The 13,840-nt window shown below is 68.2% G+C and carries 11 protein-coding genes and 3 pseudogenes; 8 read left to right on the top strand and 6 right to left on the bottom strand.

Going from position 1 to position 13,840, the window contains the following annotated elements:
• Entirely contained in the window at positions 1-588 is a 588-nt protein-coding gene (locus tag ACIBAF_RS12415; protein WP_399463134.1) for a Uma2 family endonuclease, read from the bottom strand.
• A gap of 112 nt (positions 589-700) precedes the next feature.
• Here ACIBAF_RS12415 and thpR point away from each other — a divergent pair, with 112 nt between their 5' ends.
• Positions 701-1,273: an RNA 2',3'-cyclic phosphodiesterase gene (gene thpR / locus ACIBAF_RS12410; protein WP_399463133.1), complete on the top strand. Its 573-nt coding sequence runs from the start codon at positions 701-703 to the stop codon at positions 1,271-1,273.
• 243 nt (positions 1,274-1,516) lie between these two features.
• Here thpR and ACIBAF_RS12405 read toward each other — a convergent pair.
• Positions 1,517-2,365 (bottom strand): annotated as a pseudogene (locus tag ACIBAF_RS12405) (aldo/keto reductase); the annotation flags it as partial.
• Between the two features lie 77 nt (positions 2,366-2,442).
• Between ACIBAF_RS12405 and ACIBAF_RS12400 the strand changes: the two are divergent.
• The 4 genes and pseudogenes from ACIBAF_RS12400 to ACIBAF_RS12385 all read left to right on the top strand — a co-directional run bounded on the left by ACIBAF_RS12400 (position 2,443) and on the right by ACIBAF_RS12385 (position 6,897).
• On the top strand, positions 2,443-4,092 hold the full coding sequence (locus ACIBAF_RS12400) for a recombinase family protein (RefSeq protein ID WP_399463132.1): 1,650 nt from the start codon (positions 2,443-2,445) through the stop codon (positions 4,090-4,092).
• A gap of 128 nt (positions 4,093-4,220) precedes the next feature.
• Complete coding sequence (locus tag ACIBAF_RS12395) at positions 4,221-4,571, top strand: hypothetical protein (RefSeq protein ID WP_399463131.1); 351 nt, start codon at positions 4,221-4,223, stop codon at positions 4,569-4,571.
• 696 nt (positions 4,572-5,267) lie between these two features.
• Positions 5,268-5,851 (top strand): annotated as a pseudogene (locus tag ACIBAF_RS12390) (recombinase family protein).
• Between the two features lie 56 nt (positions 5,852-5,907).
• Positions 5,908-6,897 carry an aldo/keto reductase gene (locus ACIBAF_RS12385; RefSeq protein WP_399463130.1) on the top strand — a complete coding sequence of 330 codons (990 nt, stop codon included), beginning with the start codon at positions 5,908-5,910 and terminating at the stop codon, positions 6,895-6,897.
• A gap of 153 nt (positions 6,898-7,050) precedes the next feature.
• On the opposite strand, the pseudogene ACIBAF_RS12380 reads toward ACIBAF_RS12385, so the two are convergent.
• Positions 7,051-7,201, bottom strand: a pseudogene (locus ACIBAF_RS12380) (aldo/keto reductase); the annotation flags it as partial.
• 124 nt (positions 7,202-7,325) lie between these two features.
• Here ACIBAF_RS12380 and ACIBAF_RS12375 point away from each other — a divergent pair.
• A complete protein-coding gene (locus ACIBAF_RS12375; RefSeq protein WP_399463129.1) occupies positions 7,326-8,291 on the top strand; it encodes a nuclear transport factor 2 family protein in 966 nt (321 codons plus the stop codon).
• 37 nt (positions 8,292-8,328) lie between these two features.
• On the opposite strand, the gene ACIBAF_RS12370 is transcribed toward ACIBAF_RS12375, so the two are convergent.
• Together ACIBAF_RS12370 and ACIBAF_RS12365 are read right to left on the bottom strand one after the other, a co-directional pair.
• The gene (locus tag ACIBAF_RS12370) at positions 8,329-8,916 is read right to left on the bottom strand and encodes a Uma2 family endonuclease (RefSeq protein ID WP_399463128.1); all 588 of its coding nucleotides are present in this window, start codon (positions 8,914-8,916) and stop codon (positions 8,329-8,331) included.
• Positions 8,917-8,987: 71 nt separating this feature from the next.
• A complete protein-coding gene (locus ACIBAF_RS12365) occupies positions 8,988-9,668 on the bottom strand; it encodes a GDSL-type esterase/lipase family protein (protein ID WP_399463127.1) in 681 nt (226 codons plus the stop codon).
• 168 nt (positions 9,669-9,836) lie between these two features.
• Between ACIBAF_RS12365 and ACIBAF_RS12360 the strand changes: the two genes are divergently transcribed.
• Positions 9,837-10,913, top strand: coding sequence for a WD40 repeat domain-containing protein (locus tag ACIBAF_RS12360; protein WP_399463126.1), 1,077 nt, complete (start codon positions 9,837-9,839; stop codon positions 10,911-10,913).
• 152 nt (positions 10,914-11,065) lie between these two features.
• Entirely contained in the window at positions 11,066-12,649 is a 1,584-nt protein-coding gene (locus ACIBAF_RS12355) for a cellulase family glycosylhydrolase (protein ID WP_399463125.1), read from the top strand.
• Positions 12,650-12,720: 71 nt separating this feature from the next.
• On the opposite strand, the gene serC is transcribed toward ACIBAF_RS12355, so the two are convergent.
• On the bottom strand, positions 12,721-13,839 hold the full coding sequence (gene serC, locus ACIBAF_RS12350) for a phosphoserine transaminase (protein WP_399463124.1): 1,119 nt from the start codon (positions 13,837-13,839) through the stop codon (positions 12,721-12,723).
• Between the last annotated feature and the right edge of the window lies 1 nt (position 13,840).

The raw sequence follows: 13,840 nt of genomic DNA, 5'->3' as shown, positions 1-13,840 counted from the left end.
TCAGTCGAGGGGGAACTCGTCGGTCTCGAGGACGAGGCCGATCGGGGTACCGGTCAGGTCGATGTCATTCCCGAAGGGAAAGCTGACGTCGCTGTGGTACTTGCCGTCCTTCGGCAGGGTGTGCAGATGCCAATCGCCGGTGTACGGGTCCACGATCAGGTACACCGGCACTTCGGCCGCGGCGTAGGCGTCCTTTTTCGATCCGTAGTCGTTGGCCGCCGTGTCCTTGGAGATGACCTCGGCCACGAATTCCACGTCCTGATAGCGCCAGCGGCCCTTGCTGTCCTTCACTGACCGTTCGGCCATGGCCACCACATCGGAGGCGAAGCCGTTCAGATGTCCGGGGAAGTCGATCCGCACGTCCGACGCCAGCCGGTTGCGCGGGAACTTGCCGCGCAGCTGCTCCAGGATCCCGAAGACGATCTCAAAGTGTGTCTGCCGCTGCGGCGACATGAAGATGTTCCCCCCGACGATCTCGACCTTCGTTCCCTCGGGGATGGGCATCTTCTCAAGCCACTCGAACAAGACGTCCAAAGTCAGCTCGCCGCACTCCTCGGCCATCTCGATCCTGTCGTCAAGGACGGTCATCGTGGCGCTCCTCCCCGGCTTCCGCTTGGACACGGGCAGCCGCGCAGTACAACGATACGCACAGTGACCAGGACACGCTCAGGCGTGCGGGCGCCGGGGGGAGACTGACTTCATGAGACTCTTCGCCGCCGTGCTGCCCCCGGACGACGTCGCCCATGAACTCGACGCCGAACTGGTCGAGTTGCGCAAGCTGCCCGGCGCGGACGGGCTGCACTGGACGGGCCGCCCCGGCTGGCACTTCACCCTCGCCTTCTACGGCGAGGTCGACGACGACCTCGTACCGGAGCTGTCGGCGCGGCTGGAGCGGGCCGCGCACCGCAGCGCGCCGTTCCCGCTGGCGTTGCGCGGCGGGGGACAGTTCGGGCGCGGGCGGGCGCTGTGGACGGGGGCGAGCGGAGACGTGCCCGCCCTCCGCCTGCTCGCCGACCGGGCCGAGGCGGCGGCGCGCAAGGCGGGCGTGGAGATGGGCGAACACCGCCGCTACAAGGCGCACCTGACGCTGGCCCGCAGCCGGGACGCGGTGGACGCGCGGCCGTACGTCGAGGCGCTGGACGCCTTCGAGAGCCGTACCTGGACGGTGGGGGAGCTGGTACTGGTGCGCAGCAACCTGCCGAAGTCCGGGGTGCCGGGGGAGCAGCCGCGTTACGAGCCGGTCGGGCGCTGGGCTCTGGGCGGGGCCGGTTAGTCTCGACGCGTGGACCCGAAGACCCGGAACCGGATCATGGCCGGTGCGCTCGTACTGATGTTCGTGGTGGTGGCGGTGGCGGCGGCGGTCGGCAGATGACCGCCGCCGACCGCCCCCGCACGCTGCCCTGCCCTGTGACGCCCTGCCCTGTGACGCCCTGCCTCGCGATGCTCTGCCCTTGATGCTCTGCCCTTGATGCTCTGAGGCGCGATGCTGTGAGGCGCGGGCGTCCTGCCAGGGGACCTACCAGGCGAAGGCCTCCGGGGACGGGCCCGGGCCGGGGAAGATCTCGTTCAGGCCGGACAGCAGGTCCTCGCTCAGCTCCAGCTCGACCGCGCGCACGGCGGAGTCGAGCTGCCCGGCGGTGCGCGGCCCGACGATCGGGCCGGTCACACCGGGCCGGGTGAGCAGCCAGGCCAGTGCGGCCTCGCCGGGCTCGGCGCCGTGCTTTTCGAGAAGGTCCTCGTACGCCTGGATCTGGGTGCGGACGGCGGGGTCGGCGAGGGTGTCGGCGGCCCGGCCGCTCGCCCGGCGCCCGCCCTCGACCTCCTTCTTGATGACGCCGCCGAGCAGACCGCCGTGCAGCGGCGACCAGGGGATGACCCCGAGGCCGTACTCCTGCGCGGCCGGGACGACCTCCATCTCGGCGCGCCGCTCGGCCAGGTTGTAGAGGCACTGCTCGCTGACGAGCCCGAACGACCCGCGCCGGGCCGCGACCTCGTTGGCCTGGGCGATCTTGTAGCCCGGGAAGTTGGACGACCCGGCGTAGAGGATCTTCCCCTGCTGCACCAGCACGTCGATCGCCTGCCAAATCTCCTCGAAGGGAGTGGCGCGGTCGATGTGGTGGAACTGGTAGAGATCGATGTGGTCCGTCTGCAGCCGCTTGAGGCTGGCGTCGACGGCCCGTCGGATGTTGACGGCGGAGAGCTTGTCGTGGTTCGGCCAGGCGTCGCCGTCGGCGGCCATGTTGCCGTACACCTTGGTGGCGAGGACGACCTTGTCGCGCCGCTCGCCGCCCTTCGCGAACCAGTTCCCGATGATCTCCTCGGTACGGCCCTTGTTCTCACCCCAGCCGTACACGTTTGCGGTATCCAAAGATTCATTTTGACGCCATGATTCTGAACACTTAACGTAATCTCCCGCTTACTGCAGGGGAGAGGGGGGCGAGCATGGCGAGAGTTCTGGGTGTGGTTCGTCTGTCGAGGGTGTCGGACGAGACCACATCGCCGGAGCGTCAGCGTCGGTCCATCCAGCGATGGGCCGATCAGGAGGGGCACGTTGTCGTGGGGTGGGTCGAGGACATCGACGTATCCGGCGGGGTCGAGCCGTGGAAGCGCCCGGCGTTCAGCAAGTGGCTTCCCTCGACTATTGGGAAGGAGACCAGCGGGATCGAGTACCGGATCGCGATGGAGGAGTCGCGCGCCGATGAGTACGACATCATCTGCGCGTTGAAGATCGACCGTCTCTCACGGCGCGTGCTCCACGTGCACACCCTCCTGGAGTGGTGCGAGAAGAACGGCAAGGAGGTTGCCACCGTCGAGGACGGGATCAACCTCAACACGCAGATGGGGAAGCTCCTCCTCAGCCTGATCGCGTCTTTGGCGGAGGGAGAGCTCGAAGCCATCAAGGCGCGGGCCAAGTCCTCGTACAACCACCTGGTGAAGGAGGGGCGCTGGCGCGGCGGTCGCATCCCGTACGGGTATCGGGAGGAGAAGCAGGAGACCGGCGACGGGTGGAAGCTGACCCTTGATGACTACGGGACCGACACGGCCGGAACGCTTCGTGAGATCGTCCGCCGCCTCATCGAGGGGGAGTCGGCGAACAGCATCGCGCAGTGGCTCAACGAGGACGTGTCGAAGACCCCGACGTCACTAGACGCCCAGATGATCCGTAGCGGCAAGACACCGAAGGGCAGCCGCTGGACCGCCGCGAACACGGCCAAGGTCGTACGTTCCCGCTGCATCCTGGGGCAGATGGAGGTGTCCGAGGAGGTGATGGTCGACGGGAAGAAGACGACACGACGCCGGGTCGTCCGGGACGCGGACGGTCAGCCGCTCCAGCGCGCGGAGCCTCTCATCACGCACGAGGAGTGGGAGCTGGCCAACAAGAAGCTGGACGAGAACACCAGCAAACGCAACGGCAATCGCAAGGGCGGGTCGCCCCTCCTCCGGGTCGCGTTCTGCACGTGCGGGGAGCCCGCATACCGCGGCCCCGGCCGTAACTGGCCCTACTACCGCTGCGCCTCCCGCACCACGCACAAGCCGTGTCCGACCGGAAGCAAGGGCATCGCGGCGCACACGTTGGAGGACGCTGTGGAGGAGGCGTTCCTCCTGGCTGCCGGGGACGTCGAGATCGTCCGGAAGGTCTTCCGACCAGGCGTCGACTACGCCCGCGACATCGAGGAAGCGAACCGCGCCCTGGCAGACCTGAGGGAAGACCGCGAGGCGGGCCTCTACTCCAGCGAGCTGGGCAAGCATGAATTCCGGGAGACGTACAAGCGACTGGACGCGCGACGCGAACAGCTCATCTCGCAGCCCACGCGCCCGGACACCTGGAAGGAGATCCCGACGGGGGAGACCTACCGGGAGCGGTGGAGCAAGCTGTCCACCCAGCACGAGAAGGGCAAGGAGCTGCGTGCCGCAGGGATCATGGCCGTCATCCACGCCGAGCCGATCACCGGGCTGACCGCCTCACAGCTCATGGCCCCCGATGGTCATGACGGGATGTGGCAGCACCCGGTCGGAAGGGTTCAGGTCCTGATCCCGATGGACTTCAAGCAGCGGCTGCGCAACGTGGCGGCGGTCCGTAGCGAGAGCTGACCGACAGGAGCGTGCGTTGAGGAGGGCCCTGTGGTTGGGGCCCTCCTTCGCGGGAGGCACATGTCCCGCCGTCCGGCGGGGGTCGCTGACGCCCCCGTGTGCGTCTCACAGGGAGGAGCCGCAAACCAGTGGCCATCAGCTTCGGTCATGACCGCCTGTGGGGAGGGGTCTCCCAGCGCGAGTACAGGCGCATGGCGCAGGACCCTGCACACCCGCTCGCCTACCGTGTGCACTTCGCCGCCATTGGATGGGCCGATCGTCAGGGGCACGCAGCCTTCGCCCCCGGAAAGCTGCCCGCCTCGCTGGGCAAGCAGGGCAAGTCCCTGTCCGACCAGAGCACGACCAACGCGGTCAACCGCGCCAAGAGGCTTGGGCTCGTCTCACCCCGGTCGGGTGCCGCTTGCATGGTCCTGCCTGCTCACCTTTTCCAGAAGGTGAGGGGTGCACCGGTACCGTGCCGCGTCCACCAGAACCGGTGAGCAACACACCGCAGGTGTTCTTTTTGTCCTTACGACTGCGGTCCCGCAGGGGCAGAAAGAGGAATGCACCTTCGACCTACGGCAAGCGAAGCAGAGGCGCGACAGCTCCCCAAGAGACAGGCATCGGCGAAGCGGTAGGCAGCACGTGCGGCCGAACGGCCGCCACAGTTCGAGGCCTCTACGACGGAGCGCCCCCGTAGGGGCCGGAGCAAGCCCAAGGGGGGCGCTGCCGCGCCCCCACAGGCGAGGCCTAAGGCGGGCCTAAGGCTCCGTTCCGTGCACTCCTCCCCCCCCCGTAGCCAAGGGGCCAGCGCAAGCCTGTGATCAGGCGCTACGTCGCAGCCAGCTGGAGCGCCGGCCAGCCTGAAAGCCACTGAAGCCGTGGCAGGATCTGAGCCGGTAAGACCTGGCAGTCGCCAAGCTCTGGCCAGGGGGTCATGCCCCACCCCTCTGCCCCCGCGCTCTGCCGTGCACTGATGCCGTAGGGGAACTGTCGACGAAACTCAGTAGCTGTCCGGCCCAGCTCTGCATACGTTCGGCCGCCTGGCTGACGACTGCTTCGCGTATCCACGACTCGCCGCGATCTGTCTTCCTGGCGCGACGCACGTGATCTTCGGTGACACGCGCTCAAGGTTCCATGGCGCAGGGCAACGACTGTGGCGCAACGTGACCAGGAGTGGACGTCTCGAAAACCAAGTGACGACGAACACGGTCAACGGTCAGCTCATCGGTTACGCCCGCGTCTCCACCGATGACCAGGAAGCGCATTTGCAGCGCGATGCGCTGACGGCCGCAGGCTGCGCCCGGATCTTCGAGGACATGGAATCGGGCAAGAACACCGACCGGCCGGAGCTGCGGTCAGCACTCGACTACGCCCGCGCCGGCGACACCTGTCGGTGTGGAAGCTCGACCGCTTCGCCCGATCGCTCATCGACCTGGTGACCATGGTCGACGCCCTTCGGGAGCGCGGAATTGGGTTCAAGGTGCTCACGGGTGCACTGGCCAACATCGACCCCGGCACGGCCGATGGCCGTCTCATGCTTCAAGTGGTAGGAGCCATGGCGGAGTTCGAGCGCAGCCTCATCAAGGAGCGCACCCGCGCCGGACTCGACGCAGCCAAAGCGCAGGGGCGTACCGGAGGACGTCCGTCCGTCGTGAACGAGGACGTACTGACCGTGGCCCGCGCGAGGAAGGCGAAGGGAGAGAGTGTCAGGGCCATCGCCAGGGCCCTGGGTATGTCGCGAGTCACCCTGTACCGGCACCTCGGAGACGACTCCTGACGGCGGTGCGTGATGCTCTTGCCTGGAGCGGGCTCGAAGCAGTTGGCTTGCGGTCCATGAAGTACACACAGCTCGGACGTACCGGACTCAAGGTCAGCCGACTCGTGCTTGGCACGATGAATTTCGGTCCGCAGACAGACGAAGTAGTCAGCCACGGCATCATGGATGCCGCCCTCGACGCGGGTCTGAACTTTGTAGACACGGCAAACGTGTATGGGTGGGGCGAGAACAAGGGCCGCACTGAAGAGATCATCGGCAACTGGTTCGCTCAGGGTGGTGGGCGGCGCGACAAGGTCGTGCTCGCCACGAAGGTGTACGGCAACATGGCCGCCGACGGCGAGGCGTGGCCGAACCACGACAAGCTGTCCGCCCTGAACATCCGGCGGGCCGTCGACGCGTCGCTCAAGCGGCTGCGGACGGACTACATCGACCTCTACCAGTTCCACCACATCGACCGGCGCACGCCGTTCGAGGAGATCTGGCAGGCGGTGGACGTGCTCGTCCAACAGGGCAAGATCCTCTACGCCGGGTCCTCCAACTTCCCCGGCTACAAGATCGCCCAGGCCAACGAGACCGCCGCCCGGCACGGCCGCATGGGCCTGGTCAGCGAGCAGTGCCTCTACAACCTCGCCGAGCGCCGCGCCGAGATGGAGGTCGTCCCGGCCGCGCAGGAGTACGGCCTCGGCGTCATCCCGTGGTCCCCGCTGCACGGCGGACTGCTCGGCGGCGTCATCAAGAAGGAGGCTGCCCAGGGGCGCCGGGCGAGTGGCCGCGCCGCCGACGCGCTCAAGGACGCCAGGGCGCGCGAGCAGATCCAGGCGTACGAGAACCTCCTCGACAAGCATGGCCTTGAGCCGGGCGAGGCGGCCCTGGCCTGGCTGCTCACCCGACCTGGCGTGACCGGCCCGATCGTCGGCCCCCGCACGCAGGAGCAGCTGGATTCGGCGCTGCGTGCCCTGGAGCTGGAGCTGGACGAGGAACTGCTGGCATCGCTGAACGAGATCTTCCCCGGCCCCGGACCGTCTCCCGAAGCCTTCGCATGGTGAAGTAGCACGCTTGCTCTGAGAGGCCGTCGCCTTCTGCCTGCGTTCGGGGCGAGACGGAGGCGGCGGCTTCGTCGTCTCCGACTCAGGTTCCGCAAGAGCGGTGAGCGTCAGCGGTGGGCTACCAGGTGCAACCTGGCGTCAAAGTTGCTGTTTGGCTGTGTCGAAGAATTTGATGCCCGGCGTCCAGCGCCGCGTCCATGATCGCGTGGCTGTCGGCTTCGTCGGTCTGCGGTCCGAAGTTCATGGTGCCGAGGACGAGGCGGCTGACCTTGAGGCCGGTGCGTCCGAGCTGCGTGTACTTCATGGGCATCAAGCCAACGGCGTGGAGTGCGCTCTAAGCAAGGGAGATCTTGACGCTAACTGTTGGTTAGTGCTTTCCTGTGGGAAGCGTGAGCTTGAAGTTTCAATATCTACTTCTGGAGAGCCGCATGCCCCCCACCGCCTCTGTCCGCAGGGCGTTCGTCGCCTTCGCCGCCTCAGCCGCCGTCCTGGGCGCCGCCGCCGTCCCGGCTGTCGCTGCGCCCCACACCGCCTCCGCCGCCTCCGCCGCCTCTGCCGGATACGCCGGATACGCCGGATACGCCGGTCAGGGCGATTCCGCCCGCCTCGGCTATCAGAAGGCCGTTGCCGCCGGTGTCCTCAAGGGGGTGTTCGAGCGCGGCGACACCGCGGTCGTGGACCGTTTCGTACGGACGGACTACATCCAGCACAACCCGCTGGCGCCGGACGGCGCGGAGACGCTGAAGAACCTGGCCGTCTCGGTGCACCAGCAGTTCCCGGACGCCGAGTACGACATCAAGCGGGTCATCTCCGAGGGCGACCTCGTCCTCGTGCACTCCAACGTCGTCCTGACTCCGGGCACCCGGGGCTCGGCCGTCTTCGACATCTTCCGCTTCCAGGGCGGGAAGATCGCCGAGCACTGGGACGCCGGGCAGAACGTGCCCGAGACCACGGCCAACGGCAACGACATGTTCTCGACGGTGAGCCGGCCGCGGACGGAGGCCCCGGGCTCGCGACGGCTGACGGCGTACAACAAGAAGCTGGTGACCGCGGCCGTCGAGCAACTGCTCGTGCGCAAGGACCTGTCGGCGCTCGACAGGTACTGGGGCCCCGAGTACCACCAGCACAACCCGAACATCGCGGACGGCGTCGCCGGCGCGAAGGCGGGACTGGGCGCGTACTTCAAGGCGTTCCCCCAGCTGTCCGTCTCACCGAAGCGGATCGTCGCCGAGGGGGACCTGGTCGCCGTCCACAGCCACTACGTGAACGCCCCGGGCGAGCGGGGCCAGGCGGTCGTGGACCTCTTCCGCGTGCGCAACGGCAAGATCGTCGAACACTGGGACGTACTCCAGGACGTCCCGGCCACGTCGGCCAACGACAACACGATGTTCTGACCGACGGCGACGACCAGACACGTGACGGCGGCGGGGGTCAGTCGCGGGGGAACTCGTCGGTCTTGAGGGTGAGGTCGACGACGGCGCCGGTGAGGTCGATGTCGACGCCGAAGTCCACTGGCTTCCTGGTGCAGTAGTCGCCGTCCTTGGGGTCCGTGTAGACGTAGCACCGCCCCTGGTAGGGATCGGCGATGACGTAGACAGGGACCTCGGCGACGGCGTAGGCGGTCTTCTTCGGGCCGTAGTCGTTGGCGGCCGTCCCCTCGGAGATGACTTCGGCGACGAACTCGACGTCCTGGTACTGCCAGCGGCCTTCGTCGTCCTTCTTCGCCGAATCGCCGAGCTTGGCGATGTCAGGGCAGAAGCCGTTCTCGTGTCCCGGGAAGTCGATGCGGACGTCAGAGAAGATCTTGACGTCCATCCCGAACCTGTCCTCGAAGGCGCGTGCGATCCGGCGAATGATTCCCCAGTGGGTGTCCCGCTGGGGTGTCATGAAGACGTTGCCCTCGACGATCTCGACCCTGAAGCCTTCGGGGACGGGCATCCGCTCAAGTCGCTCGAACCATTCGTCCAAGCGCTGCGTGTTGGCGTCGGCCATCGTGATCCTGTCTTCCAGGACGGTCATCTGGCGCTCCTCCCCGGCGACCCCATGGATCGGTGCCGCCGGGCAGTGAAACGATACGCACGGTGACGAGGTCACGTGGAGCGCTCGTACTCCCCGCCCAGCTCCCACCCCTGGTGCATCGCCGCCGCGAAGGCGGACGCCAGTCGGTGTTCGCCGGCTGCGTTGGGGTGGGTGCCGTCGTAGGTGTCGGTGTCGATGTCCCAGGTTTCCGGGATCGACGCCAGGAGGATCGGGGAGGCCGGTTCGTCCAGGTCGGCGGCCGTCTTCGCCAGGAGCTCGTTGAAGAGGGCGACCTGGGTGGCGAAGGGTGCGTCGTTCGCGGCGCGGATGTTCGGGATGACCGGGAGCCACACCATCCGTATCCGCGGCCGCGCCGCCCGGGCCTCGGTCACGAAGGCGCGGGCGTTGGCCGCGGTCTGCTCGGCGTTCGTGTAGAAGCCCAGGTCGATCAGGCCCAGCGACACCAGCAGGACGTCCGCCTTCGACCTGCGCACCGCCTCGCCGATCAGCGGGACCATGTGCTGCCAGCCCTCGCCCCAGCCGGCCAAGTGGCCGCGGGGGAAGTCGGGTTCGGCGTACGCGTACGACGTCGGGGTGTCCGTCGCCTTGTCGTAGAGCGTCTCGCGGGGACCGACGAGGGTGAACGGGCCCCCGTACGTCCCGCACAGGTGTCGCCACAGGCGGTAACGCCAGGTGTGGTCGCCCGTGCTGCCGATGGTCATCGAGTCGCCTACGGGCATGAACCTGAGCATCCGCTCATGATGAGGGATCGGAGAAGGATCACCGCGGCCGGGGACGTGTGACACCGGCCACGAGACCGTGCACGAGAGTGAGCAGAGACGGTGCACGAGACGGTGCACGAGGCCATGAGGGCACAGGAGAGCCCGTGAACGTCCGTGCGGGATGGCAGGCTTGTTCGCATGCGCCGACCTTTCGCCGTCCGAGCCGGAGCCCACCTCGCCAGGGTCCTCGGGGTCTTCCGAGTCCTCAGGGTTCTCGGAGTCCTCAGGGTTCTCGGGGTCCTGGGGGTTCTCGGGGTCCTCCTCGCGGGTGGCTTCGCCGTGCCCGCCGCCTTCGCCGCCGACGGCGACAAGGGGTTCACCATCGAGGACCCGCGCATCACCGAGTCCAGCGGCCTCGCCGCCTCGCGTCAGCACCCCGGCGTCTACTGGACCCACAACGACAGCGACGACGGCCCGTACCTCTACGCCGTCGACAGCGCGACCGGAAAGACCGTCGCCCGGCTCACCCTCACCGGCATCGGCTCCCCGCGCGACGTCGAGGCCATCTCCATCGGGCCCGGCAACGAGATCTGGGTCGGCGACATCGGCGACAACCTCGGCGGCACCTGGAAGTACGTGTGGATCTACCGGCTGCCCGAGCCGGCGAAGCTCGTCGACCAGACGGTCAAGGCCACGCAGTACGTCGTGAAGTACTCCGACGGCGCCCGCGACGCCGAGTCGCTCCTCGTGCACCCCAAGACCGGCCGCGTCTACATCATCGACAAGAAGGAGGACGGCGGGCACCTCTACGAGGGTCCGGCGAAGCTCTCCGCCTCGGGGACGAACATCTTCAGGCCCGTCGCCGCCGTCGACCTGTGGGCCACCGACGCCGCCTTCTCCCCGGACGGCGCCCAACTCGCCGTCCGCGGCTACTTCGGCGGCGTCTACTACGCCTGGAACGGCGGCAAGATCGAGCGCAAGGGGCGGCTCGACGTGCCGCTGCAACGGCAGGGGGAGTCCGTCAGCTACTCCGCCGACGGATCCAAGCTCATGTACGGCAGCGAGGGCGCCGGGAGTTCGGTGGTGGCGGAGGACGCACCCGACGGCGCCGGGTCCTCCGGCTCCAAGTCGTCCTCCGGGGGCGGGAGTTCGAGCGCCTCGGGCGACGGCGGCGGGTCCTCGGCCGCGGGCAGCGGGGTCAAGTTCGGTGCGCTCGCCGTCGCCGCGATCGCCGCCGTCGTCTTCGGCTTCCGCCGTCTCCTGCGCCGGAACTGAGCCGGGGCCCTCGGGCTTCCTCCGGCGTCCTCAGGCTTCCCCCGTCGAACTTCTTGACGTGGTCATGGGGTGTCAGTTTCCTGGGGGAAGCGCGGTGTATGGGAGCGCTCCCATAATTTCCGGGCCCGCGCCTCCCGAGAGGAAGCAGCGAGATGTTCCGCAGCTTGCGAAGAGCGCTGTGCGCCGGCGCCGCCGCGCTCCTGATACCGCTGGGATCCGTAGCGCAGACGGCCGACGCGGCGGAGGCCCGCGCGACCGGTCCCGCCGGGGCCGCCGTCGCGTCCGATGGCGGCGCGGCCGATACCGTCGCGGCGGATGCCGGTGCGGGTTACTGGCACACCAGCGGCCGCCAGATCCTGGACGCCGCCGGGCAGCCGGTCCGGATCGCCGGGATCAACTGGTTCGGCTTCGAGACCGGCAACTACGTCGTCCACGGCCTCTGGTCCCGCGACTACAAGAGCATGATCGACCAGATGAAGTCGCTCGGCTACAACACGATCCGCATCCCGTACAGCGACGACATCTTCAAGAGCACGACCGTCCCCAACAGCATCGACTTCAGCAGCGGCAAGAACGCCGACCTGCAGGGGCTCGGCTCGCTGGGCGTGCTGGACAAGCTGGTCGCGTACGCCGGTCAGGACGGCCTGAAGGTCATCCTCGACCGGCACCGCCCGGACGCGGGCGGGCAGTCGGCGCTCTGGTACACCTCCGCGGTCCCCGAGTCGACGTGGATCGCCAACCTCAAGGCCCTCGCGACCCGTTACAAGGGCCAGAACACGGTCGTAGGCATCGATCTTCACAACGAGCCCCACGATCCCGCCTGTTGGGGCTGCGGGGACACGGCGACGGACTGGCGGCTGGCCGCGCAGCGGGCCGGCAACGCGGTCCTGTCCGTCAATCCGGACCTGCTGATCTTCGTCGAGGGCGTGCAGTCCTTCAACGGCGTCTCCGGCTGGTGGGGCGGCAACCTGATGGGCGTCGCGCAGTACCCGGTGCAGCTGACCGTGGCCAACCGGGTGGTGTACTCGGCCCACGACTACGCCACGAGCGTCGCCCAGCAGAGCTGGTTCAGCGACCCGACGTTCCCCGCGAACATGCCGGGGATCTGGGACAAGTACTGGGGTTACATCTTCAAGCAGAACATCGCGCCGGTGTGGGTGGGCGAGTTCGGCACCACCCTCCAGGCCACCGTCGACCAGAAGTGGCTTGCGGCGCTGGTGAGTTACCTCCGCCCGACCTCGACGTACGGCGCCGACTCCTTCCACTGGACGTTCTGGTCCTGGAACCCCAACTCCGGTGACACGGGCGGGATCCTGAAGGACGACTGGCAGACGGTCGACACGGTGAAGGACGGCTACCTGACGAGCGTCAAAGCCCCGGGCTTCCCGAGCAACGGCGGTGGCGGCGGTGGCGGCGGTGGCGGTGGCGGGAGTACGGCCTCCTGCTCCGCCGCGTACACCGTCAGCAGCGACTGGGGCGGCGGCTTCAACGCCGAGGTGAAGGTGACCAACACGGGGACGACCGCGCTCTCGTCCTGGAAGGTGACCTGGGCCTGGAGCGGCTCCCAGCAGATCACCAACATCTGGAACGCGACGTACACGCAGACGGGCTCGACCGTGACCGCGGTGAACGCCGCGCACAACGGTTCGATCCCGGCGGGCGGTTCGGCGAGCTTCGGGTTCGGGGGCGCGCCCGGGGGCGGGGGTGCGCCGAGCGTGAGCTGTACGGCGAGCTGAACGCGCATGACGAAGGGCGCTCGGTTCGGTGACTGCCGTACCGGGCGCCCTTCGGTGTCGTGCCGGAGTGATCAGAGCTTGTCGATCACGTAGTCGATGCACTTCGTGAGCGCCTCGACGTCCGCCGGGTCGACCGCCGGGAACATCGCGACGCGGAGCTGGTTGCGGCCGAGCTTGCGGTAGGGCTCGGTGTCGACGATGCCGTTGGCGCGCAGGACCTTGGCGACGGCGGCGGCGTCGATCTCGTCGGAGAAGTCGATCGTGCCGATGACCTGCGAGCGCTTCGCCGGGTCGGTGACGAACGGGGTGGCGTGCTTCGACTCCTCCGCCCAGGTGTACAGGCGCGTCGAGGAGTCCTTCGTGCGGGCCGTCGACCAGTCCAGGCCGCCCTGCCCGTTGATCCACTCCAGCTGCTGGTTGAGGAGGAAGAGCGTGGCCAGGGCCGGGGTGTTGTACGTCTGGTTCTTGCGGGAGTTGTCGATCGCCGTGGGCAGCGAGAAGAACTCCGGGATGTGGCGGCCGGAGGCGTGGATCCGCTCGGCGCGCTCGATCGCCGCCGGGGAGAACACGCCGATCCACAGGCCGCCGTCGGAGGCGAAGGACTTCTGCGGGGCGAAGTAGTAGACGTCCGTCTCGGTGACGTCGACCGGGAGGCCGCCGGCGCCCGAGGTGGCGTCCACGAGCACGAGCGCGCCCTCGTCGGCGCCCGGCACGCGCTTGATCGGGGCGGCCACGCCGGTGGAGGTCTCGTTGTGCGTGAAGGCGTAGACGTCGACGCCGGCCTCGGCCGCGGGCTCGGGGTGCGTGCCCGGGTCGGAGGAGACGACGGTGGGCTCGGCGAGCCACGGGGCGAGCTTGGCGGCCTTGGCGAACTTGGAGCTGAACTCGCCGAAGGTGAGGTGCTGCGACTTGTTCTCGATCAGGCCGTGGGTCGCGATGTCCCAGAACGCGGTGGAGCCGCCGTTGCCGAGGATGACCTCGTAGCCCTCGGGGAGGGAGAACAGCTCGGAGATGCCCGCGCGCACCTGGCCGACCAGGTTCTTGACCGGGGCCTGGCGGTGGGAGGTGCCGAGGAGGGACGTACCGGTGGCGGCCAGGGCGTCCAGCGCCTCCACCCGCACCTTGGAGGGGCCCGCGCCGAATCGACCGTCGGCGGGCTTGATGTCAGCAGGAATCTGGATCTCAGCCACG

This window comes from Streptomyces sp. NPDC051677 (assembly GCF_044453465.1).
Taxonomy (GTDB): domain Bacteria; phylum Actinomycetota; class Actinomycetes; order Streptomycetales; family Streptomycetaceae; genus Streptomyces.
The sequence above is the reverse complement of the archived record's forward strand: the minus strand, read 5'-3'. Positions and strand labels throughout refer to the sequence as shown.